Here is a 21284-nt window from a genome sequence, read left to right as displayed (position 1 = left end):
GAATGTCGCTTGATCAGCTTTTCGCCACGCGCATGGGGCGCATGAAGGCGTCAGAAATCCGGGAGCTTCTGAAGCTGCTGGATCAGCCCGATGTCATTTCCTTTGCCGGCGGTATCCCCGATCCGGCCCTGTTCCCGGCGGCGGCGTTCCGCGATGCGATGGTGCGGGCTCTCGGCGACGTGCAGGCGGGCGTTTCGCTGCAATATTCGACCTCCGAAGGATACCCGCCGCTGCGCCGCTGGATCGCGGATCACATGCGCGGGCTGGGTGTGGAATGCGGCGAGGACAACATCCTGATCACCTCCGGGTCGCAGCAGGCGCTGGATTACCTCGGCAAGCTGTTCCTGTCGCCCGGCGATACCGCACTGGTCGGCTGGCCGACCTATCTGGGCGCGCTTGGCGCGTTCAACGCTTATGAACCGGTCTACGATCGGCTGGACCCGAAAAGCAACCGTGCGCCCTCGGATTTCAGGGCCCAGGCCGAAACGCGGGGTGGGCGGGTGAAATTCGCCTACCTGTCGCCGGATTTCGCCAATCCGACCGGTGTGACCCTGACGCGCGAGGAGCGGGAAAGCGTCCTGCGGCTGGCCGATGACCTGGATTGCGCGGTGATTGAGGACGCCGCGTATCAATCGCTGCGCTATGATGGCGAACCGGTGGCGCCGATCCTGGCGCTGGAACTGCAACGGCGCGGCGATATCGACGCCTGCCGCACCGTATATTGCGGGTCGTTTTCCAAGACGCTGTCGCCGGGGCTGCGCATCGGTTGGGTCTGCGCGGCGAAAACGCTGATCAACCGGATGGTGCTGTTGAAACAAGCCGGCGATTTGCACACCCCGACCCTGAATCAGATCGTTGTGGCCGACGTGGTCGCTGATGGGTTCGAGGATCACGTCGAAACCCTGCGCGCCCATTACCGGGTCAAGCGGGACCGGATGCTGGCGGCGCTGGAGCGGCACATGCCGGCGGGTGTCGAGTGGACCCGCCCCGAGGGCGGCATGTTCGTCTGGATGACCTTGCCCGAGGGGTTGGACGGGGCCGCCCTGCTGGCCGAGGCGCTGCGCAGCGAACGGGTCGCCTTCGTGCCCGGCGCGGCGTTTCATGCCGACGGGTCGGGGCGAAATACACTGCGGCTGAATTTCTCCAGCCCCGGCCCGGATGAGATCGAGGAGGGCATCACCCGGCTTGGGCAGGTGCTGCGGGCATCGATGGCGGTTGCGCGGGCCGGGGCGCAACAATCCTGATTGCAGCTGACACCTGATTGTTCGCCGTTCTTGTCAGCGGTTGCGCCGGTGCCGTGACGGCAGGAATTCGCGCGGTCCGCGTATGGGAAATACCACAACCGATCATGCCGTAAGACATCTGTCGCGCGTCCCCGATTATTTACTGCAATCCGATAAGACAGCGGCCAACTCAGCCGTTCGTACTGTTGAAATGGTCTGTCCTGCCTGTGACGGCGGGGTCATCCCGCGGCAATGTCTTTATGTGGTGGGACAAAGTTGTGTGCAACTGTTGCCGGGTAGGGGGGGTATGAATGAGTGATGGGAAAAAGGGTGGCGGCCACCGTGAAAAAGGCGGGCATGATGATGAGCACGATCACGAAGATGGCCATCACGAAGGCGGCGGTCACGACGATGAAGAGTACCATCACGACCACCGTCACGACGATGAGGAACATGACCACGATGATGACCGCCACGGTGACGACGATGACGAGAAGGATGACGACCGCCACGGTGACAAGCATGATCACGAAGGTCATGGTCACCACGGCGGCAAGCATGGGCATGAGGGTGGCGGCCACCACGATGACAAGCACGATCACAAAGATCATGGCCACCACGGCGGCAAGCACGGGCACAAGGATGGCGGTCATCACCACGACAAGCACGATCGCGAAGATGATGAATCAGGTCATCATGAACACAGCGATCACTCGGGGTCTTGCGACGAACACAACCCGCCACCCTGCTTCGTGAAGGGAACGCTGATCGAAACGCCCGGCGGCGCGATGCCGGTCGAAAGGCTCGGGGCGGGGGACAGGGTGATATGTGCCGATGGATCGGTCCTGCCGATCCTGTGGGCCGGTGGTCGCGTTCTTGACGAAGCCGAACTGCAGGCGCGGCCGCAGCTGCGCCCTGTGGTGTTCCGGTTTGGCAGCCTCGGCAACCGGCGCGAATTGCGCTTGTCGCCGCAACATGCGGTGGCTCTGCATACGGTCGAGGGTACAAGACTGGCGCGCGCCATCCATCTGGCCCGGCGTGGCGATGGGGCGTTTCGCGTGGCGCAAGGGGTGAAATCGGTTTCCTATCACCACCTTCTGTTGCCCCGGCACGCGCTGTTGCTGGCCGAGGGCGCGGTGGTCGAAAGCATGTGGCCCGGTCCGATTCCGATGGCGGCGGTGGGCGTTGAAAACCGCGCCGACATCCTGCGCTGCGCGCCGCGACTGAAGCCTGCGCTGGACGGCGATGCGGCGGTCGAAAGCCTTTACGGTCCGCGCGCCGCGCCGGTGCTGAGCGGTCGCGAGGTCAAGGCGATGGCGCGGATAGAGGCGCCGCAAAGGCGCCGGTTGCAGCAGGCCGCCTGACCTGACACTTGGCCAAGGAAAAAGGGCGGGGTGTTGGTCCCGCCCTTTTCATGTCCTGCCTGTGTTGTCGGTCACACCGAAATGCAGACATATTTCATTTCGAGATATTCCTCGATGCCGTGATGGCTGCCTTCGCGGCCCAGACCCGATTGTTTGACGCCGCCGAACGGCGCCACCTCGGTCGAGATGATGCCGGTGTTTACGCCGACGATGCCGTATTCCAGTGCCTCGGCCACCTTGTAGACGCGGCTCAGGTCCTTGGCATAGAAATACGAGGCGAGGCCGAAGATGGTGTCGTTGGCCATCGCGATCACCTCGTCCTCGTCCTTGAAGCGGAACAGCGGCGCCAGCGGGCCGAAGGTTTCATCGGTGGCGAACAGCATGTCGTTGGTCGCGCCGGTCACGATGGTGGGGGGCAGGAAATTGCCCGGCCCCTGCATCGGGTCGCCGCCGCCCAGGATAACCTTGGCGCCCTTGGCGGTGGCGTCGGCGACATGTTCCTGCACCTTCTTGATCGCGTTGTCGTTGATCAGCGGCCCCAGGTCTGTGCCCGCTTCCAGCCCGTCGCCCATCTTCAGCTTCTCGACCGCCGCTTTCAGCTTCTCGGCGAAGGCGTCATAGACGCCGTCCTGCACATAGATCCGGTTGGCGCAGACGCAGGTCTGGCCGTTATTGCGGAACTTGCACATGATCGCGCCTTCGACGGCGGCGTCCAGATCGGCGTCGTCGAACACGATGAAGGGCGCGTTGCCGCCCAGTTCCATCGAACATTTCATCACCTGGTCGGCGGCCTGGCGCAGCAGGATGCGGCCCACGTTGGTCGACCCGGTGAAGGTGATCTTGCGCACGGTCGGATTTTCGCAGAATTCCTGACCGGTTCCGGGCGCGTCGGTGGTCGGCACGATCGACAGGATGCCCTTGGGCAGGCCCGCGCGTTCGGCCAGAACGCCCAAAGCCAGCGCCGACAGCGGTGTCAGCTCCGACGGCCGCGCCACGAAGCCGCAACCAGCGGCCAGCGCCGGGCCAACCTTGCGGGTGATCATCGCGTTGGGAAAATTCCACGGCGTGATCGATGCGGCGACGCCGATCGGCTGTTTCATCACCGTGATCCGCTTGTCACGCTGGTGGCCGGGGATGGTTTCGCCATAGATCCGCTTGGCTTCCTCGGCGAAGAATTCCACGAAGGAGGCGCCATAGGCGATTTCCCCCTTGGCCTCGGCCAGCGGCTTGCCCTGTTCGGCGGTCAGGATGGTGGCGAGGTCGTCCTGGTTTTCCATCATCAGGTCGAACCAGCGGCGCAGCACGGCGGCGCGTTCCTTGCCGGTCCAGCTGGCCCAGTCCTTCTGTGCTTCCGCAGCCTTTTCGATGGCATAGGAAACCTGCGCGCGGGTCGGGTCCGCGACGTTGGCGATGACGTCGCCGCGTGCGGGGTTGGTGACCTCGTAGGTGGCGCCGGTTTCGGAAGCGACCCATTCCCCGGCGATGAACGCCTTGTCCGCCAAAAGTGACGGATCCTTCAACAGAGATTTAAGATCGGTTTTTTGATCCAGCATCGGCTTCCCCTCCGGTTTTTTAACTGGCACAGGGAAAACATCTGGCGCTAGGGTTGTCCAGAGAAAGTGAGAGGCAAAACATGGAATTGGACGACGCCTACGCCAATGCGGCGCATATTGAGGGTGCAGAGGCTTATCCGGGCCGTTGGGCCGAGGCTGCGGCGGGGTTCCGCGAAGGGATGCTGGAACAGGGGCTGGCCGAGCTTGCCATTTCCTATGGCGACAGCCCGCGACAGGTGTTCGATCTGTTTCAGCCCGCGGGCAAGGCCAAGGGACTTCTTGTCTTCGTGCATGGCGGTTACTGGCTGAAATTCGACAAATCTTACTGGTCGCATCTGGCCGCCGGGGCGCTGGAAAAGGGCTGGGCGGTGGCGATGCCGTCCTATGACCTGTGCCCGGATGTGAGCATTGCCGATATCAGCCGCCAGATCGCCCATATGATCCCGCAGGCGGCGGCGATGGTTTCGGGGCCGATCCTGCTGGCCGGCCATTCGGCGGGCGGGCATCTGGTGGCGCGGATGGCGACGCCCGGGATGCTGCCGGCGCAGGTGGCGGTGCGGGTGGCGCGGATCATGCCGATTTCGCCGGTGGCTGATCTCAGGCCGATGGTGAAGACCTCGATGAATGCCGATTTCAAGATGGAAATGTCCGATGCAGCGATGGAAAGCCCGACCCTGATGCTGCCGATGCCGGGGATGGACGTCGTGGTCTGGGTCGGCGCCGAGGAACGGCCCGCGTTCCTGGAACAGGCGACCGCCTTGGCCGAGGCCTGGCGCTGCGATTGCGTGGTCGATCCGGGGCGGCACCATTTCGACGTGATCGACGGGCTGGCCGACACCGACAGCCGGATAATCGCGCGACTGCTGCCGGAGTAAGACGCCGGAAACGGGACTCCTTTGTGGTGCCCCGGTCCGGAACAATGCCGTCGGGCCAGCGCCACCCCGCGGACTGGCGCTGGCCCGGCTCGCTAGCCGTGTTTGTCCGACCAGCAAGGTTGCATGTCGCCCGTTGCGGGGCTTGCATGGAACACCGCCCTTGCGATGGCGCGGGCCATGCAGGTGGCGGCGGCATGGCCGAGATAGAGCGTATCTGCGATTGGATGCCCCAAGGATTTCGCGCCCGAGGCGGCGGCGAAGATTAGGTCGCCATCCATCGGCGTATGGGACGGGAAAAGCGCCCTAGCAAATCCGTCATGCGCCGCTGTGGCGAGCCGGGTGCATTGCGCCTGGCTGAGCGTAGCATCGGTGGCGACGATGCCGATGGTGGTGTTGGCATGGGCGGCCAGTTTGGTCGGCGGCAGGTGCGGTTCGGGATAGTCGGTGGCCACGCCACGCCCGCCGAATTCGTCACCCTGTTCGAACGGTGCGGCCCAGAAATGCGGCCCCTCGCCGACCACCGCCGAGCCGAGCGCGTTGACCGCCACCAGCGCCCCCACCGTATGCCCCGAGGGCAGCGTAACCGAGGCCGATCCCAACCCGCCCTTGAAATTAGCGGTGGTCGCGCCCGCACCCGCGCCAACGCTGCCCAGATCGAACTGGGGCGATGCGTTCGACAGCGCCTCGGTCCCCAGGCGCTTATACGGATTTTCCGGCCAGTCCTTGTCGCCGCCATTGATCAGGTCGAACAGGATCGCGCCCGGCACGATCGGCACCAGCTGATCGCCAACCGCAAACCCGCACCCCTGTGCTCGCAAAGCGTCTGCCACGCCCGACGCCGCATCCAGCCCGAAGGCCGATCCGCCCGACAGCACCAGCGCATTGACCTGTTCCACCGTCTTGTCGGCGGCAAGCAGGTCGGTTTCCCGCGTCCCCGGGGCGCCGCCCATCACATGGACCCCGGCGGTGAAGGGCGCGTCCGCCACCAGCACCGTCGCGCCGGTCTTGATCCTATCGTCCTGCGCGTTGCCGACGCGGAACCCCGCGACATCGGTGATCAGATTGCGGGCACCGGGGCGGGGTTGAACGGTCATGGTCTGAAAATTCCTCTGATTGGTCGCAAAACATCTTGCCAGATCGTGCGGGATGGGCAAGGAAAGGCTCAGGGCGAGGCGATGGCGTCGCCACATGGCCGTACGCCATGCGCCCGGAACCCGTCCTGAACGCCGGGACCTTTCTTTTCCAAGGAGGGTCGAAATGACATCCCGTCCAGAAATGTACCGTTTCCACAATGGCGAAAAGGCCAAGCTGCAGTTTTCGTCCGACGAATACGAGGCGCGCCTTGCCGGTCTGCGCAGCACCATGGCCGACAATGGGGTTGACGCGGTCGTGTTGAGCTCGATGCACAATATCGCCTATTACAGCGGCTTCCTTTATTGCGCCTTCGGCCGGCCCTATGCGCTGGTGGTGACCGCGACCGACAACGTGACGATCAGCGCCGGCATCGATGCCGGGCAACCCTGGCGGCGCTGCCACGGCGACAACATCACCTATACCGACTGGCAGCGCGACAATTACTGGCGCGCGATCCGGTCCGTGACCGGAACCGGCAAGGTCGTCGGGTATGAGGCCGATCACTTGACGCTGCTGCAGAAGGGCAAGCTGGACGCCTTCCTGAAGCCGTCGCGCACGGCGGATGTGTTCGAGGCGACCATGCGCCAGCGCATGCACAAGAGCCCGGCCGAAATCTCGCTGATCCGTGAAGGCGCGCGGGTGGCAGATGTCGGTGGTTACGCGATCCGCGACGCTGTGAAGGAAGGCGTGCGCGAAATCGACGTGGCGATGGCCGGGCGTGACGCGATGGAAGCGGAAATCGCCCGCAGCTTCCCCGATGCCGAATACCGCGACACCTGGGTCTGGTTCCAGTCGGGGCTCAACACCGACGGCGCGCATAACCCGGTGACCAGCCGCGTTTTGCAAAGGGGCGATATCCTCAGCCTCAACACCTTCCCGATGATCAGTGGTTATTACACCGCCCTCGAGCGCACGATGTTCGTGGGCGAGGTGGACGAGGCCAGCCTGAAGATCTGGCAGGCCAACGTCGCCGCGCATGAATTCGGGATGAGCCTGCTGATACCCGGAGCCAGCTGTGCCGAGGTGACCGAGAAGATCAATGATTTCTTCGCCGCACGCGACCTGCTGCAATACCGGACCTTCGGTTATGGCCACAGCTTCGGCGTTCTGTCGCATTACTATGGCCGCGAGGCGGGGCTGGAACTGCGCGAGGACATCGACACGGTGCTGGAACCCGGCATGGTGATTTCGATGGAACCGATGCTGACCATCGCCGCCGATCAGCCGGGCGCGGGCGGCTACCGCGAACACGACATCCTGGTGATCACAGAGGATGGCAACGAAAACATCACCGGTTATCCCTACGGACCCGATTTCAACGTGGTCGGCTAGGGCATCCTGACCCGGTCGCGGCGGAAGGCGGACCCGATTCCGCCGCGATCGTCCCTGAAAAACCTTCCCATCTTCCAAGGCATTTGCCACACTTCGTGAAAATTGCACGCGCCGGGGGATGTAAATCGTCGTAACATTCCCCATATAGGCGTTAAGTTATTGACCCAACGGGAGAAGGTGATGGCAAATTTCGATGCCCAGGTGATGGAATCCCAGAAACAGATGGCCGAGGCGCAGGCAAAGGTCGCGGAGCTGACCACGCGTATCGAAACCGCGCGCGGCAAGATCACGGCGGGCGAAGACGCGATGATAGACATCGAAAACGCCACGCTGGAAGACGTGCACGCCCATACCGAGGTGATGAACGCCAATATCGCCGAACTGATCATGGGGCTGGACGACGTCACCGCCGCCTTTTCCAAGGATTTCGACGAAATGAGGACCAAGACGGGCTGGGAAAGCTTCGTCGGCGTGTTTTCCAAGGCGAAGTCCGAAGCGATGCGGCAGGACCGGATGCGCACCGCCAATATCGACGACAAGCTGCAGGATCTGATCGCGAAATCAGACGTGATCACCAAGCTGCTGGAAAGCCAGCTGACGACGCTGAACGACCAGAAATCGCAGGTTGAAACCAACCTGTCGGAAACGTTGGTGGAACGCGAATACACGGTCGGCGAACTGGAAGACATCCGCTCGCAGATCGTGGCGATGGACCCGAAGATCATCGAGCTGGAAAACAAGATTTCGGTCACCCAGGACGCGGCGGAGCGCACCAGCCTGGAAACCGATCTGGCCAATATGAACAAGGCCTATAACGATCTGGTGCAGTCCGAGCAGGTGAAGCTGGCCAAGTCCCAGACGCTGGAACGCTATATCGAGAAGGGCAAGACATGGGTCGATTCACTGCAGAACCAGGCGGCCACCCAGATGGTGCTGATCAACAAGCTGCAGACGGACACCAAGCAGCGTGTGGTGCTGTATGACGCGCTGTCGAAATCGCTGAAGACGGCGCAGCAGCAGGACGTGGCGCACCGGATCAACGAAATCGGCGTGCAGACCGACAAGGAAGCCCAGGCCGCCATGGCCGCGATCGGCACGGCGACGAACCAGCGCATGGCCGACATGATGGAAAAGCACGAGGAACACATGGTCTTCGCCCGCGAGGTGCTGGAAGCCAAGGCCAAGGCCGACGAACGTTTCGCCCGCCGGTTCCAGGCGATTGTCGAGAAGCACGACAAGAACCTGTATGGGGCGTAAGGTGGCTATGGTGTCGGAAAAGATCGACAGTCGCCAAGCATTCCTTTCGGCCTCCGAGTATCGGCAATACGCCTATTTCAGGGTGATGAGCAGCCTGCCGCTTGGACATGTAGGCGATGTTCTCGAATTGGAGCCGATCCGGTATTGGGACAAGGGCGACAGCTTCGAGAGCAGAGGCAAAACCTTTGAACGGAAGTTTTCGAATTGGGCGCTTGAGAGCGGATGCTTGGAGACCGAGCCTTTCGAGGCTCACTTCAATGCGCTGCTCGAAATGCTTGAACCAAGAGCACAGCAACTGGCGATCATCAACGAGCAACACGAATGCGCCATTGTTTGCGTCGCATACAGTCTCCAGAGTTGCGGTTTTGAAATGTCGGCAGATTTGATGCGGCGCTTGGCGGCTCTGGGATTGAGCGTTGAACTCGATGCTTACGGGATGACTGATCCGCATGACGAGATTGAGAACCTCCGGTCGCTAATTGAAACGGCGCAAAGCATCTAACTTGGTCTAAAGGACGTGAAATGAGTGCGATTTGCAACTCCAATCCCACCAGTGACCATGTTTGCCTGACCTTCTCACCCGCAAGGATGGGAATACGATGACGGATGACAAATCACTCCCGCGGCTCGATGCCTCGCACATGAAGCCTAAAGAGGTAAACCTCACCCAAGATCATGTAACGGTGACCGACACCTTCGCCAGCCGCCGCTATTTCCGCAAATTCGAGGTCATCACCTCGCATCTGGGCAGCATCGCGGCGCAGATGCAGGCTGAGGGCGATCTGGGCGCGGAGGAGGTCAAGATCCTCACCCGCTACATGGCTGAGATCGGTTTCACCTTCCGCGTGCTCAGCATGAAATACTTGCTGGCCGGGCGCGATACCGGGCAGTTCTTCGGGTCGCTTTCCATCGACACGGTCGACAGCGGTTTCCCGGTGTTCAACGAGCTTCTGGTGATGGCCAATGACGCGATGCAGGCCGAAAGCCATCTGGAAAACATGCCCTCGGTCGAGGCGCTGAAGCGGCAGATGGTGGGCCAGATCGTGGGCGAGCGGGAAATCCCGACCCGGCTGCAATTCGCGCTGTCGCAGCGGCTTTATTACGAGGAACTGGTCAAGGGGCGCCTGTTCTGGGCCCGCAACGATCCGCGCGCGGTCTGGCTGGGCGGGGATGAGCGGCGCCGTTACCTACTGCACTGGGCCGTTTACGACAGCGCGGTCAACCTGCCGGTCGTTTACCTGATGGAGCTGGAAGACACCGGCCGCCACGGGCTGCCCCGGGACGAAAAGCGCTGGCCCGAGGTGCAGGCGCACCTGATGGGGCAGGCTTTGGGTGGGCTGAAGCTGGTGACAATCGCCAAGGGTTTCGACGAACGCTTCGACGACCTGCACCCGAAACGGTTCCGTCGGCTGCATCTGGGGCCGATGTATTCGCACGCCTTTACCCGGCAGTCGGGACCCCTGCGCGAGGTTCTGGCCGAGGCGGAAAGCCCCGAGGGGCAGGATTGGGCGCTGGCCTGGACTGTGGAGGAGCTGGAAAGCGAGCGGGTGGAGGAGGAAAAATCGGGTTGGTTTTCCACCGTCGAACGCGAGGTTTTCGCGCTCGACCCGTTCGGCGGGCGCGGCGCGGATACCGGGGCCACGCGCACCGAGCGCAGCGTCATCCTGCCCGAAAGGCCCTATCAGGTGCTGGCGGAAAAGAACCCGGCCGGGTTCGCCAACGTGCGTAAGTTCGTGGTGAGCAATGCGGGGCGGGTTTTGAGCTACCGATGATCCCGAAACCGGCAAGCCATTGCGAAGATGTTGCCGGAAGATTTGAAGTTTTCCGCGCCTCCGGCGGGGGTATTTGAGCCAAGACGAAGGTGATTGAATGAGCCTGACAAGCGACCAGATGGAATTGCGCGAGGACGACATCCGCGTCCATTATCCTGCAGCCCTGGCGATGCTGGAGGGGATCGATCACACCCCGCGCATCGCCAAGGGGAAGGACGCCCCGGTGGCGCAGGGACGGTCCCCCGGCATCAGCGGGCATCGGCGCTTCCGCTCGACCACGCCCGGCATGGTGACGCGGTCGACCGCGCGGCCCGAAGGGGTCAAGCTGATCGAGCGGATCGAGCGGGCGGATGGCGATGACGCGCTGATTTCGCCGTTGCAGGCGCATGTGATGACCGCGCTGCGCCGGGCGCTGGCGATATCGCTGGCGATGGGGGCGGCCTATGCGGCGCAGACCGGTCTTGATGCGCTGAAACGGGCCAATCTGGAAGGCGCCTTGCCCGCCGACCGCAAGCAGGAGTTTTCCGGCCTGCTGGCGGCTGAATCGCTGGTTTGCCTGCATGTCTTCGCCAATGCCGCCGCCTTCCTGCTGGCGCCGCATATGAGCGAGGTGACGGTAGAGGTCGGTCAGGTCGAGGAGATCCTGACCGACAACGCGCAACTGGCGCTGCATGGGGCGATCTGGGAACTGGACCAGGAACTGGCAAGCTTCTCCAAGGACGACGCGACGCTGGTCGCCACCGTCACCGCCTTTGCCGAACAGTTGATGGAAAAGGTCGCCCTGCGCGCCCAGACGGTGGGGCGGCTGGAGGCCTTCGGGCGGGCAAGCTGGAAAGTCGAGGCGGACGATTTCACCATCCAGGGCTTCACCCCTGCGCGCAAGGCGCGGGGCACGACCCTGACCATGCAGTTCAAGAAACCGCATCAGGTGGTGGGCAACCACATCGCCAAGTATCAGGCGATGCGGCTGTCCAAGATGCTGATGGCCTATGATTTCGACCGCCGCCTGAACCCCTTTGCCGAACTGGGCGGCTTCATCTTCACCTTCATGGGCGACGGCAAGCCGGGGACCGGCAAGACCACGCTGATCCAGATGATGGCGGGGCTGATCCACGATTATTGCGCGGTCGCCGACTACCCGTTCCGCTACCAGAACCTGAGCACAGAGAATATCGACAGCTACCAGGGCAAGTCGGGGCAGAACGCCAAGGCCTTCATCGACAACATCATCGACCCGAACGTGATCGGCTTCGGCACCATCGACGATATCGACCAATTGGCGGGCAAGCGCGGCGACCGGCAGTCGAGCGCCGGGCAGTTGGAAATCACCGCCGTTCTGATGGAAAGCTTCGCCGGGGCCAACACGGTGGTGCGCGGCAACTGCACCTTCGGGATGTTTTCCAACTACCCCGAGAATGTGGACGACGCGCTGCGGCAAAGGGCCGGGGCGCGGTTCCTGGTCGATGGGCCGCAGACGCGCGAGGATTACATCGACATCCTGCACCTGCTGATGGGCAAGAACCACGACATCCCGCTGGGCGATCACGACCTGTACGCGGCGCAGGAAATCCAGAGGGCCGTCGCGCGGTCCTTCGAAGCGCATTCACGGCCGCAGGAAACGGGACTTCTGAACGTGTTCGACCGGGTGCATGACCGGATCGGGGAACTGGACACGATCACCAAGATGGGCACCTACCTGAAGGCCATTCAGGAGGCCGACGAGCGCTTCACCGGCCGGGCGATCAAGAACATCACCGACGCGGTGAAGGTTCGCGCGATGGATTTCGAACTGCCCGACGAATGGATGGAAAATCCCGAGATCTTCCTGTTCCAGAGTTACGAGCGGAAAAAGGACATGATCGCGGCTTTGCGGGTGCCGATCACCACCGACATGGTGCTGCAGGAAATCAACCGCTACGCCGACAGCGAATTCCGCTATGCCGACAAGTCGGACGAGGCCGCCATCGACGCGATGGTGCGGGAATTCGGACGGCAGGAAGAGGCGAAGAAGCGGTATCTGGAGGGGAAGGGATGATACGTTCGCTTTCCAACCATCCCGTTCGTGTCGGCTGGATTGTCACCGCAGTTATCGTGGGACTGGCGGTCTGGCTGGGATTTACGAAGCCATTGGGTTGCGTCGGTGACGACTGTCATACGAGGTTCGTGGTTCTTCTTTCTTCAAAGCCCAATGAGGTTGGGGATGCCTTGGCGGGATTTTCAGGGGCGCTGGCCTTTGTTTGGATCATCGTGACCGTTTGGTTGCAGAGCAAGGAACTGGCTGCGCAAAGGGAAGAATTAAACCTGACTCGGATAGAGATGCATGAGCAAAGTTTAGCAACGCAGGAAATGGCCAAAGCAATGTCTGCACAAACTCATGTATTTGAAGATGAGTTGAAACAACGAGAACAAATTAGAGCTGGCGAACTTCTCGAATACAAACTGAATCGATTAAAAATCGTTGCAAGATCGCTGGGGTTTGGCGCGGCAAAGCTTGGATCAACTGAAATTGCAGAAGTTGGTGAACTGGTCAATTTGAACGATTCTGAGTTGGAACTATCCACAGATATTCAAAACGTCATGGCGGCCGTTTTGAGAACGGATCAAGACGATCTAGAGACAATAGCGTCGAAACAGGAGGGCGACGTCGACTATTTTATTAAGCAGGTAGAAGAAATCAGTGCGCTTTTAAACGATGTCACTGAAATGCAGTTTGAATTAAGTGCCGGTCAGGTTCAAAGGCTTTACAATATGGATTTCGATCGACTGGAAACAGTTGTTTATGAAGCGCGTTCACACTTGTGGAACGAAAAGGTTTTGTTGAAGCAACTAAAGGCGACAATATGAAACGCCTCATCGACCGTGGCCTGATGTTGGGCAACCTGATCCATGTCAGCAGCCCCGCGCTGGTGGAGCGCTATAACCGCGCGCTCGCCCATCTGACCGGCAAGCCGGGCAGGAGGTGCGCATGGACGGGCCACTGACCCTGATCGACATCTACGTGTCGCTGTTCACCGTTCACTTGGTGTACACTTCCGTCGGCGTGGTCAGCGCCGTGATCGTGTCAATCGTACTGGTCCAGCGGTTTCCGCGCGCACCGTGGAAGGCGTTCATCATCAGCGTCATCGCGCTGTGGATCTGGATCACGGTGTTGTACGGTGGTTTGTGGTTGGGAGAAGCATTGTTCTGGGCGGGTATGGGGGCGACCTATACCGGACTTGTTTGGCTGCCGGTTCTGGCAGCGGTCCAATACGCCATGCGCCGTTATGGCTGGGGAATGGGAAAGCGATGAAACGCCTTATTGAAAAGGGCCTGATGTTCGGCAACCTGATCCATGTCAGCAGCCCCGCCTTGGTGGAGCGCTATAATCGCGCGCTCGAACACCTGACCGGCAGGCGAACGGAGCTTTCCGATTTTCACATCGACATTTCCGGCTATTCCCCGGAAGTGGGCGACGAGCTTTCCGATCCGCTCTATCTCAACCCCAACGGCGTCAATCGGCAGTTCATCCTGCTGACCACGGCGCAGAAGACCGCGCCGCTGTTGAACGTCAAGTTCTCCATGTCCCGGTCGATCCTGCGCCGGTTCATCGAGGAAAACGAGGCGCAGCTTTTCGCGCTGACCGCGCGCGACGCGGTGGCGGGGGAGCTGTTGAATTCCGTCTATTCGGTCAGCGACCCGAAGGCGCTGTTCGACATCCGCACGATCAGGATCGAGGCCGACACCACCGCCGGGACCGTCAAGGACGCCGAGGCGCTGGGCGAGAGGATCGACCGGTTCATGGCCGAGGACGACGCCTGGTTCGACGACGTTCTGATCGCCGAGATGATCGGGCTGGCCAAGAAAACCGGAGACGTGACCCGCAATCCGGTGCGGCTGAAACTGATGGAGTTCGCCCAGGACAATTACTGGACCGCCCATTTCGGCGGGCTCTACATCTTTCGCGGGGTGGATCATCCGGCGGCGATTTGCGCGGGCGACAAGGCCGATCTGGGCAAGCTGCCGATCAAGTACACGTTCGATTTCGCCGATCGCAACCAGATCGCCAAGTTCCTCGATTACAACGATCTGGTCGAACCGATCGTCAAGGCGCGCGGCATCGATGCCGGAGCGATCCTGCGGCAGAAGCTGGATTTCATCATCGTGGACGCGGCGCAGGATACCGGCATCGACCTGACCGGCGCCACCCGCCGCGATATCCGGGCGCTGGCCCGCGCCCATGCCGACACCCTGCCGCAGGAATTCCACGGGCTGCAGGCACTGCTGCGTTGGGCCGAGGAGGAAGGCCCGTGGCCGCGGATCACATCCGATCACCCGGCCTATTTCTACACCCTGCGCGCCGCCGATCATGCCGACCGCGATCTGGTCAACATGCTGCTGGCGGAACTGGCGCCCAAGGACGTGCGGCAATTGTTCATCTGCCACAAGGAAGCGTTCTACCGCGCCTATCGGGGCTGGAGCGAAGCGAAGAAATCCTATGTGGCGGATTTCCTCGACCGGGAGTATCAGGCGGACAAGGCGGGCGCGCGCACGGCGCTGTTCGGACATGACGCGCCGATGCGGGAAACGGATAAGGATGACCTGATTGACCGAGTCGGTCCCTGGGGCGCGGTTCGGCGTGACAGCGGCCGGGTCAAAGGCCCCTGGGGCGGATAGGAGGCGAAGATGCTGGCACTTGCGCGTTTGGTTGTTATCTGTTTCGTCGTCATGACGGTGGTCTACGTGGCGCTGTCGCTTTGGTCTCGGTCTGTGCGCAAGCGCAAGCTGGCCCGCGAATGGGATGAAGAGATTCGCGAGGGCGATCGCGACGCTTTCATCGATGACGGGCTCGAGGCCTATTCTCATTCGCTGCGGCGCCGGTTGATCCTGCTGGTCTATATCATTCCGGTGATCGTGATCGGGCTGATCGTCTATCTTGTGAATTTTTACTGAGGAGGACCCATGATGGTCTATTTCAAATGGGCGTTTCTGGGCACGTTCTGGCTGATCGTGGCGGCATTCTTCCACTATACGCTGCCGCAGCACGACGTGGTGCGGATCGTGAATACCTACGAGGAGCGCCAGGAACTGAACGACTGGACCCGCATGTTCTGGGCGACGCCTGACGATCAGTCGGTGGAGCTGATCAACCGCGATGTGCAGTTCATCCAGGCGGTGCGCCCGAATGGCGATGCGATCGTCTATCGCAACGAGGATACCGGCTGGGGATGGCCGCCCTATTTCAAATTCGACACGGCGAACCTCTATACCGAGGCCAACGATGCCATTTCGACCAAGGCGGCACCGGAATGGGTGAAGGTCAGGCATTACGGCTGGCGCAACGAATTCCTGTCGATCTTTCCCAATGCGGTGTCGATCAAGCCGGTCGCGGGGCCGGACGTCACCATCATCCCGTGGCTGAATATCGTGATCCTGACGATCTTCTTCGCCTTGGTCTGGGCGATCTGGGTGCGCTGGCGGCGGTTCCGCCGCAACCGGATCGATCCGCTTCTCGAGGATTTCGAGGACAGCTACGACGCGGCCTCGGATTCGATCGCGGAAAAGCGCGGGCGGCTCGGCCGGTGGCTGGGCAGCTGGAAATCGAAGAAGTGAACGGGGGCCCTTCGGGGCCCTTTTTGCCGGGGATGGTTGCCGCATCGCCGAAGCCTCAAACGCGGCAGGTGCCGGGCAAGGCCGATGCCGCGCGGGGTCGGCTGACCGGCCGGGCCATAGCCGGGTACCCGATAATCTGCTATTATGATTTTCAGAAAATTTGTTGCTGCACAGACTTTATTTGATCCAAGACGCAGCGCCGCCGGCCCCCGATGCCGGATTTGTCGGGGGCTATGCCCGGGCCATAACGCTACTTCCTTCCGGGCAAGGCCGCTTGCCTCGCAATAAAAGAAGGCGCCCCATGACAGCAAAACGCACCACTTTTCCCCGTGAAGAAGGTTTGCTCTATCTCTCCGAAGGCGGCACCGAAACCGAAGTCATGTATCGCCACGGCTACCAGCTTCGGGAATTCGCCATGTTCGAACTGATGGACAACCCCGCCGCGGTTGCGGATATGCAGGACATGTATCGCCGCTATCTCGATGTCGCGGCGAAACATGGGTTCGCGGCCCTGATGGCCGGGTTCGATTACCGCGCCAGCCCGGATTGGGGGCGCAAGCTCGGCTATTCGCCGGAAGGGCTGCGCGAGATGCAGCACAAGTGCATCGATTTCCTGCGCGATGTCGCCAAGCCCTATGCGGATCAACTGCCCCGGGTCGCCATCGCCGGCTGCGTCGGCCCGCGCGGCGATGCCTATTCGCTGAACCGCGACATCACGGCGGAGGAGGCCGAGGACTACCACGCGACGCAGATGGATACGCTGAAAGACTGCGGTGTCGATCTGGTCTGGGCCGCGACCATCAACAACATTCCCGAGGCTGTTGGGATCAGCCGGGCCGCGGCGACGGCGGGCCTGCCGGTGAACATGTCCTTCACCCTCGACAGCAGCCACAAGCTCAAATCCGGGCCCAGCCTGAGAGAGGCGATCGAGGCCACGGATGAACAGGCCGGCGCGGCGCGGCCCGATTCCTACGGCATCAACTGTTCGCACCCGTTGGAATTCGAACCGGCGCTGGAACCGGGCGACTGGGTGCGGCGCATTCGATCACTGCGGCCCAACGCGGCGAAGATGGACAAGGTGTCGCTGTGCCGGCTCGATCATATCGAGGAAGGCGATCCAGAGGAGCTGGGCCGGATGATGGGTGACCTGGCGCGGCGCTATCCGGATATTGACATGTGGGGCGGTTGCTGCGGAACATGGGACAAGCATTTCGACCGGATCGCCCATTATGTTCGCATGGCGCGTGCTGAAACCGTGTCCGCCTGAAACCTCTTCTTCGCCATCAACCCAACGCGTCGGCAATCAACCTGATCCCCTCGGCGATCCGTTCCGCCGGGATCGAGGAATAGGCCAGCCGGTAATAATTCTTCGGGGCATCCGGCCCGTTGAAGAACCGTTCGCCCGCCTCGAACAGGACCCCCTGCTGTCGCAGTCTGGCGGCAACCTCCGCCATGTCGGTCCCGTCCGGCGCGCGCATCCACAGGGACGACCCGCCAAAGGACGTGGTTCCGGCGATTTCCAATCCGTGCTGCCGGATTGCCTGTTCCATCACCGCCCGCCGTTCAGACAGTGCCTTGCTCATCCGCCTGATCTGCGCGTCGTAGTGGCCGAGGCTGAGGAAATAGGCGGCGGTACGCTGGATATGCCCCGGCGGGTGGCGCAGCACGCTGGCGCGCAGGGCGCGGGCTTCGCGGATGAAAGGTTCGGACCCGACCAGGTATCCCAGCCGCAGCCCCGGAAACAGCGACTTGGAAAAGCTGCCGACATAGATCACCCGGCCATCCGCATCGAGCGATTTCAAGGCAGGCGAGGCGGGCGAGAGGAAGGACATTTCGAATTCGTAATCGTCCTCGACGATCAGCGCGCCCATGTCACGCGCCCGGCTCAGCAACCGGCGGCGGCGCTCTACCGGCATGGTGGCCGAGGTCGGGCATTGGTGCGACGGCGTGGTGAATATGACGTCGGTTCCGTCTGGGATCGCTTCGGGCGGCAAGCCGTTTTCATCCACGTCGATTGGCGCCAGCCTGCAGCGCGACTGGGTCAGGATATCGCGCAGCGCCGGATAACAGGGGTTTTCGATCGCCGCCAGGCGCCGTTGGTTCAGCAGTACCTGCGAAGTCAGCCACAGCGCGTTCTGCGCCCCCAGCGTCAGCAATACCTCGGACGGGCGGGCGTGGATGCCCCGGCGCGGCAGGCTGTGGCGCAGGATGAACTCGATCAGCTGCGGATCGTCCTGATCATAGAGGTCCGCCGTCATCACCTGGAAATCCTTCTGGCCAAGCGCACGAAGGGCGCAAAGCCGCCAATGGGCGTGATCGAACAGCGTCGGATCGGTTTGCCCATAGAGGAAGGAATAGCGGTAGCGGGACCAGTCCAGCGGCCGTTCCAGCGCGAAATTCGAGGTATAGTGCTGCCCGATGGCGCGCGACCAGTCGACCGGCACACCGCCGCCCGGTTCGGACCGTTCCGGCATCGGTTCCGGCGCGTTGTCGGACACGAAATACCCCGACCGCCCGCGCGATGTCAGGTAATCGTTCGCCACCAGCTCGGTATAGGCCAGCGTCACGGTGATCCGGCTGATCCCAAGCTGCTGCGCCAGTTTCCGGGTCGAAGGCAGCTTTTCGCCGCGCCGGAACCGGCCCGACAGGATGCCCGCAGAGATCATCTGCTGCACCTGCGCCTGCAATGTGCCCTGCGCCTGCGGATCGAGGAAGAATGTCTCAACGGGGATCGTCATCGGAACAGAATATCTGGTATTAATGCGGGCGTAAACTGGCCTTATCGGCTTGCAGCCGGGTCCCGGTTTGCGGCAGGGTGGCGCCGGATCGGAAAACAGGGGATCGGACATGAAAATTGCGGTGATGGGGGCTGGTGCGGTCGGGTGCTACTACGGCGCGATGCTGGCGCGGGCCGGGTATGACGTGGTGCTGATCGGCCGCGCGCCGCTGGTCGAGGCGGTGCGCGCCAACGGGCTGATCCTTGAAATGGCCGGTGAACGGCACGTGATCGCGGTCGAGGCGAGCGAGGATCCCGCCACCATCGCCGGTGCCGGTATGGTCCTGTTCTGCGTGAAATCCAGCGATACCGAGGAGGCGGGCCGCCAGATCGCGCCGTCCCTGTCCGAGGGCACGCTGCTCTTGAGCCTGCAAAACGGTGTCAGCAATCCCGAACGGCTGCAACAGGTGACGGGGCGCCCGGTGATCCCCACGGTGGTCTATGTCGCGGCGGCGATGGCGGGGCCGGGCGTAGTGCGCCACGAAGGGCGCGGCGACCTGGCGATCGGCGGGCCGGGCAGCGATGCCGCCGCCGAGATTTTGAATGCTGCCGGTGTGGAAACCGTGGTGTCGCCCGACATCGTCGCGGCGCAATGGGTCAAGCTGATCCTCAACTGCGCCTATAACGCGCTGTCGGCGGTGGCCGACATGCCCTATGGCGCGCTGGTGGCGCAGGATGGCATTCCCGGCCTGCTGGAAGACATCGTCGCCGAATGCCGCGCGGTGGCCGACGCGGCGGGCGTCACCCTGCCGGGCGGATTGCTCGATAACGTGCGGGGAATCGCGAAGGCGATGCCGGGGCAATATTCCTCGACCGCGCAGGACCTGCGGCGCGGGCGGATGACCGAAATCGATTACCTGAATGGCGAAATCGTGTGCAAGGGCCGCGAACTGGGCGTGCCGACCCCGATCAACAAGACCCTGACGGCGCTGGTGAAACTGGCTGAATCGAAGCTGGACTAAGATCGCGCTGACCCCCGGTTTCGGCGCACTACTTGACGGGCTGGCTAACATAACTATAAAACTAGTTATATCGAATCAATCGAAAGGCCAAGCCAATGAACTGGGAAGAAGCGGCCAACGGATTTTCCGCCATGGGGTCGGAGGCGCGCCTGCAAGTGCTCAACATCCTCGTGCGTGCGGGCGAACCCGGCCTGACCGTCGGCGACATCCAGCAACGCACCGGAATCGCGCCCTCGACCCTGGCGCACCACCTGAAATTCCTCGCCGCCGGCGGGCTGGTCGAACAGGAAAAGGTCGGACGCAGCACGATCAACCGCGCCTGTTTCGACGAATTGAAGGAACTGGCGAATTTCATCCTCTGCGAATGCTGTGTTGACATGAACGGAAAGGCGGCGAACGATGGCTGATCTGACGCAAAACCCCGGCCGCAACTGGAAACCGGCCGACGTCCTGAAAACGCCCTGGGCGGTGATAGTCGCCCTGATCGCGGCGGTGGCGATCCTCGATCCTGGCAACCTGACCACGGTGATCGTCTTCGCCGCCAGGGCCTTGGCCCATACCGGGCAATACATCCTCTTCGCGGTGCTGCTGCTGGCCTATCTCAATGCCACCGGGGCCGAGGTCATGGTCGCCCGCGTCTTCGAGGGGCGCGAGGTGCGGATGATCCTGCTGGCCGCGCTGTTCGGCGGGCTGGCGCCGTTCTGTTCCTGCGAGGTGATCCCGTTCATCGCCGGTCTGCTGGCGCTTGGCGCGCCGCTCTCTGCCGTAATGGCCTTCTGGCTCAGCTCGCCACTGATCGACCCGCCGACCCTGCTGATCACCGCCGGTGCCCTGGGCTGGGATTTCGCCATCGGCAAGGCGGTGTTCGCTGTGGTGCTTGGCCTGTTCGGCGGTTTCGTGGTCAAGGGGCTGATCGGGCAGGGCGCCTTCGCCGACCCGCTGAAGCCGCGCAAAAGCTCCGGCTGCTGTTCCTGCAGCGGGCCGAAGCTGGACGGCAAACCGCATTGGCGCTTCTGGCAGGAATCCGAGCGCCGGGTACGGTTCCGCGAGGAATTCATTTCCAACGGGCTGTTCCTGCTGAAATGGCTGGCGCTGGCCTATGTTCTGGAGGCTTTGCTGGTCAACTACGTGCCCGCCGATCTGATCGCCCGCGCGGTGGGTGGCGAAGGGGTGCTGCCGATCGTCATCGCGGCGCTGGTCGGCATGCCCGCGTACCTGAATTCCTATGTCGCGCCGCCGCTGCTGGCGGGGCTTATGGACCAGGGGATGACGGCGGGGGCGGCGATGGCCTTCATGATCGCCGGGGCGGTCAGCTCTATCCCGGCGATGGCGGCGGTGTGGTCGCTGGTGAAACCGCGGGTCTTCGCAGCCTATCTTGGGCTGGGCATTGGCGGCGCGATCATCGCTGGGGTGCTGTTCCAGCTGGTTTGAGACCTGGAGAGGGGCG

21 protein-coding genes and 1 pseudogene are annotated in these 21284 nt (G+C 62.3%); 18 read left to right on the top strand and 4 right to left on the bottom strand.

Translation table 11 applies throughout. The features are described from left to right. Positions 1–2 precede the first annotated feature (2 nt). Positions 3–1244 (top strand): aminotransferase-like domain-containing protein, encoded by a 1242-nt coding sequence (locus IT775_RS03220; RefSeq protein ID WP_212699640.1) that lies wholly within the window; start codon positions 3–5, stop codon positions 1242–1244. A 218-nt stretch (positions 1245–1462) separates the two neighbouring features. On the opposite strand, the gene IT775_RS21545 is transcribed toward IT775_RS03220, so the two are convergent. Further along, entirely contained in the window at positions 1463–1891 is a 429-nt protein-coding gene (locus IT775_RS21545; RefSeq protein WP_212699639.1) for a hypothetical protein, read from the bottom strand. 84 nt (positions 1892–1975) lie between these two features. On the opposite strand from IT775_RS21545, the gene IT775_RS21540 reads away from it, so the two are divergent. Next, entirely contained in the window at positions 1976–2587 is a 612-nt protein-coding gene (locus IT775_RS21540) for a Hint domain-containing protein (RefSeq protein WP_212699638.1), read from the top strand. Between the two features lie 71 nt (positions 2588–2658). Here IT775_RS21540 and IT775_RS03205 read toward each other — a convergent pair whose 3' ends face one another. Next, the gene (locus IT775_RS03205; protein WP_212699637.1) at positions 2659–4140 is read right to left on the bottom strand and encodes an NAD-dependent succinate-semialdehyde dehydrogenase; all 1482 of its coding nucleotides are present in this window, start codon (positions 4138–4140) and stop codon (positions 2659–2661) included. Positions 4141–4220: 80 nt separating this feature from the next. On the opposite strand from IT775_RS03205, the gene IT775_RS03200 reads away from it, so the two are divergent. Then, the gene (locus tag IT775_RS03200; protein WP_212699636.1) at positions 4221–5015 is read left to right on the top strand and encodes an alpha/beta hydrolase; all 795 of its coding nucleotides are present in this window, start codon (positions 4221–4223) and stop codon (positions 5013–5015) included. A gap of 92 nt (positions 5016–5107) precedes the next feature. Here IT775_RS03200 and IT775_RS03195 read toward each other — a convergent pair whose 3' ends face one another. Then, positions 5108–6109: a P1 family peptidase gene (locus tag IT775_RS03195; RefSeq protein ID WP_212699635.1), complete on the bottom strand. Its 1002-nt coding sequence runs from the start codon at positions 6107–6109 to the stop codon at positions 5108–5110. Positions 6110–6272: 163 nt separating this feature from the next. Here IT775_RS03195 and IT775_RS03190 point away from each other — a divergent pair, with 163 nt between their 5' ends. From IT775_RS03190 to IT775_RS03135, 12 genes and pseudogenes are all read left to right on the top strand, one after another. After that, positions 6273–7481 carry an aminopeptidase P family protein gene (locus IT775_RS03190; RefSeq protein ID WP_212699634.1) on the top strand — a complete coding sequence of 403 codons (1209 nt, stop codon included), beginning with the start codon at positions 6273–6275 and terminating at the stop codon, positions 7479–7481. Between the two features lie 180 nt (positions 7482–7661). Continuing rightward, complete coding sequence (locus tag IT775_RS03185) at positions 7662–8738, top strand: coiled-coil domain-containing protein (protein WP_212699633.1); 1077 nt, start codon at positions 7662–7664, stop codon at positions 8736–8738. A 10-nt stretch (positions 8739–8748) separates the two neighbouring features. Beyond that, positions 8749–9240 carry a DUF4279 domain-containing protein gene (locus IT775_RS03180; protein WP_212699632.1) on the top strand — a complete coding sequence of 164 codons (492 nt, stop codon included), beginning with the start codon at positions 8749–8751 and terminating at the stop codon, positions 9238–9240. A 139-nt stretch (positions 9241–9379) separates the two neighbouring features. Then, the gene (locus IT775_RS03175) at positions 9380–10510 is read left to right on the top strand and encodes a hypothetical protein (RefSeq protein WP_212699829.1); all 1131 of its coding nucleotides are present in this window, start codon (positions 9380–9382) and stop codon (positions 10508–10510) included. Positions 10511–10607: 97 nt separating this feature from the next. Next, on the top strand, positions 10608–12545 hold the full coding sequence (locus IT775_RS03170; protein WP_212699631.1) for an ATP-binding protein: 1938 nt from the start codon (positions 10608–10610) through the stop codon (positions 12543–12545). Beyond that, complete coding sequence (locus tag IT775_RS03165) at positions 12542–13354, top strand: hypothetical protein (protein ID WP_212699630.1); 813 nt, start codon at positions 12542–12544, stop codon at positions 13352–13354. Before IT775_RS03170 ends, IT775_RS03165 begins: the two co-directional genes overlap by 4 nt. Then, a pseudogene (locus tag IT775_RS03160) lies at positions 13351–13458 on the top strand (DUF6638 family protein); the annotation flags it as partial. The gene IT775_RS03165 and the pseudogene IT775_RS03160, both read left to right, overlap by 4 nt. Positions 13459–13475: 17 nt before the next feature. Then, complete coding sequence (locus tag IT775_RS03155; RefSeq protein WP_212699628.1) at positions 13476–13799, top strand: hypothetical protein; 324 nt, start codon at positions 13476–13478, stop codon at positions 13797–13799. After that, entirely contained in the window at positions 13796–15163 is a 1368-nt protein-coding gene (locus IT775_RS03150; protein WP_212699627.1) for a DUF6638 family protein, read from the top strand. The genes IT775_RS03155 and IT775_RS03150 overlap by 4 nt, the downstream gene beginning before the upstream one ends. Before the next feature lie 9 nt (positions 15164–15172). Next, positions 15173–15439, top strand: coding sequence for a hypothetical protein (locus IT775_RS03145; protein ID WP_212699626.1), 267 nt, complete (start codon positions 15173–15175; stop codon positions 15437–15439). A gap of 12 nt (positions 15440–15451) precedes the next feature. Next, entirely contained in the window at positions 15452–16099 is a 648-nt protein-coding gene (locus tag IT775_RS03140; protein ID WP_212699625.1) for a DUF1523 family protein, read from the top strand. A 301-nt stretch (positions 16100–16400) separates the two neighbouring features. Continuing rightward, the gene (locus IT775_RS03135) at positions 16401–17366 is read left to right on the top strand and encodes a homocysteine S-methyltransferase family protein (protein WP_212699624.1); all 966 of its coding nucleotides are present in this window, start codon (positions 16401–16403) and stop codon (positions 17364–17366) included. Positions 17367–17382: 16 nt separating this feature from the next. Here the strand turns inward: IT775_RS03135 and pdxR are convergent, their stop codons facing one another. After that, the gene (gene pdxR / locus IT775_RS03130) at positions 17383–18837 is read right to left on the bottom strand and encodes a MocR-like pyridoxine biosynthesis transcription factor PdxR (RefSeq protein WP_212699623.1); all 1455 of its coding nucleotides are present in this window, start codon (positions 18835–18837) and stop codon (positions 17383–17385) included. Between the two features lie 109 nt (positions 18838–18946). On the opposite strand from pdxR, the gene IT775_RS03125 reads away from it, so the two are divergent. From IT775_RS03125 to IT775_RS03115, 3 genes are all read left to right on the top strand, one after another. Continuing rightward, on the top strand, positions 18947–19837 hold the full coding sequence (locus IT775_RS03125; RefSeq protein ID WP_246525277.1) for a ketopantoate reductase family protein: 891 nt from the start codon (positions 18947–18949) through the stop codon (positions 19835–19837). Between the two features lie 95 nt (positions 19838–19932). Further along, positions 19933–20244 (top strand): ArsR/SmtB family transcription factor, encoded by a 312-nt coding sequence (locus IT775_RS03120; protein ID WP_212699622.1) that lies wholly within the window; start codon positions 19933–19935, stop codon positions 20242–20244. Continuing rightward, a complete protein-coding gene (locus tag IT775_RS03115) occupies positions 20237–21268 on the top strand; it encodes a permease (RefSeq protein WP_212699621.1) in 1032 nt (343 codons plus the stop codon). The genes IT775_RS03120 and IT775_RS03115 overlap by 8 nt, the downstream gene beginning before the upstream one ends. Positions 21269–21284: the final 16 nt, after the last annotated feature.

The organism is Thalassovita aquimarina, from assembly GCF_018219815.1.
Lineage (GTDB): Bacteria > Pseudomonadota > Alphaproteobacteria > Rhodobacterales > Rhodobacteraceae > Thalassobius > Thalassobius aquimarinus.
Note: the sequence above shows the minus strand (reverse complement) of the source record. Positions and strands in the feature narration are given on the sequence as shown.

Excerpts from the sequence above, each read along its gene's own strand:
- IT775_RS03220 (WP_212699640.1), top strand. The coding sequence starts at position 3 with ATGTCGCTTGATCAGCTTTTCGCCACGCGCATGGGGCGCATGAAGGCG.
- IT775_RS03205 (WP_212699637.1), bottom strand. The coding sequence starts at position 4,140 with ATGCTGGATCAAAAAACCGATCTTAAATCTCTGTTGAAGGATCCGTCA.
- IT775_RS03200 (WP_212699636.1), top strand. The coding sequence starts at position 4,221 with ATGGAATTGGACGACGCCTACGCCAATGCGGCGCATATTGAGGGTGCA.
- IT775_RS03195 (WP_212699635.1), bottom strand. The coding sequence starts at position 6,109 with ATGACCGTTCAACCCCGCCCCGGTGCCCGCAATCTGATCACCGATGTC.
- IT775_RS03190 (WP_212699634.1), top strand. The coding sequence starts at position 6,273 with ATGACATCCCGTCCAGAAATGTACCGTTTCCACAATGGCGAAAAGGCC.
- IT775_RS03185 (WP_212699633.1), top strand. The coding sequence starts at position 7,662 with ATGGCAAATTTCGATGCCCAGGTGATGGAATCCCAGAAACAGATGGCC.
- IT775_RS03175 (WP_212699829.1), top strand. The coding sequence starts at position 9,380 with ATGAAGCCTAAAGAGGTAAACCTCACCCAAGATCATGTAACGGTGACC.
- IT775_RS03170 (WP_212699631.1), top strand. The coding sequence starts at position 10,608 with ATGAGCCTGACAAGCGACCAGATGGAATTGCGCGAGGACGACATCCGC.
- IT775_RS03165 (WP_212699630.1), top strand. The coding sequence starts at position 12,542 with ATGATACGTTCGCTTTCCAACCATCCCGTTCGTGTCGGCTGGATTGTC.
- IT775_RS03155 (WP_212699628.1), top strand. The coding sequence starts at position 13,476 with ATGGACGGGCCACTGACCCTGATCGACATCTACGTGTCGCTGTTCACC.
- IT775_RS03150 (WP_212699627.1), top strand. The coding sequence starts at position 13,796 with ATGAAACGCCTTATTGAAAAGGGCCTGATGTTCGGCAACCTGATCCAT.
- IT775_RS03145 (WP_212699626.1), top strand. The coding sequence starts at position 15,173 with ATGCTGGCACTTGCGCGTTTGGTTGTTATCTGTTTCGTCGTCATGACG.
- IT775_RS03140 (WP_212699625.1), top strand. The coding sequence starts at position 15,452 with ATGGTCTATTTCAAATGGGCGTTTCTGGGCACGTTCTGGCTGATCGTG.
- IT775_RS03135 (WP_212699624.1), top strand. The coding sequence starts at position 16,401 with ATGACAGCAAAACGCACCACTTTTCCCCGTGAAGAAGGTTTGCTCTAT.
- pdxR (WP_212699623.1), bottom strand. The coding sequence starts at position 18,837 with ATGACGATCCCCGTTGAGACATTCTTCCTCGATCCGCAGGCGCAGGGC.
- IT775_RS03125 (WP_246525277.1), top strand. The coding sequence starts at position 18,947 with ATGAAAATTGCGGTGATGGGGGCTGGTGCGGTCGGGTGCTACTACGGC.
- IT775_RS03120 (WP_212699622.1), top strand. The coding sequence starts at position 19,933 with ATGAACTGGGAAGAAGCGGCCAACGGATTTTCCGCCATGGGGTCGGAG.
- IT775_RS03115 (WP_212699621.1), top strand. The coding sequence starts at position 20,237 with ATGGCTGATCTGACGCAAAACCCCGGCCGCAACTGGAAACCGGCCGAC.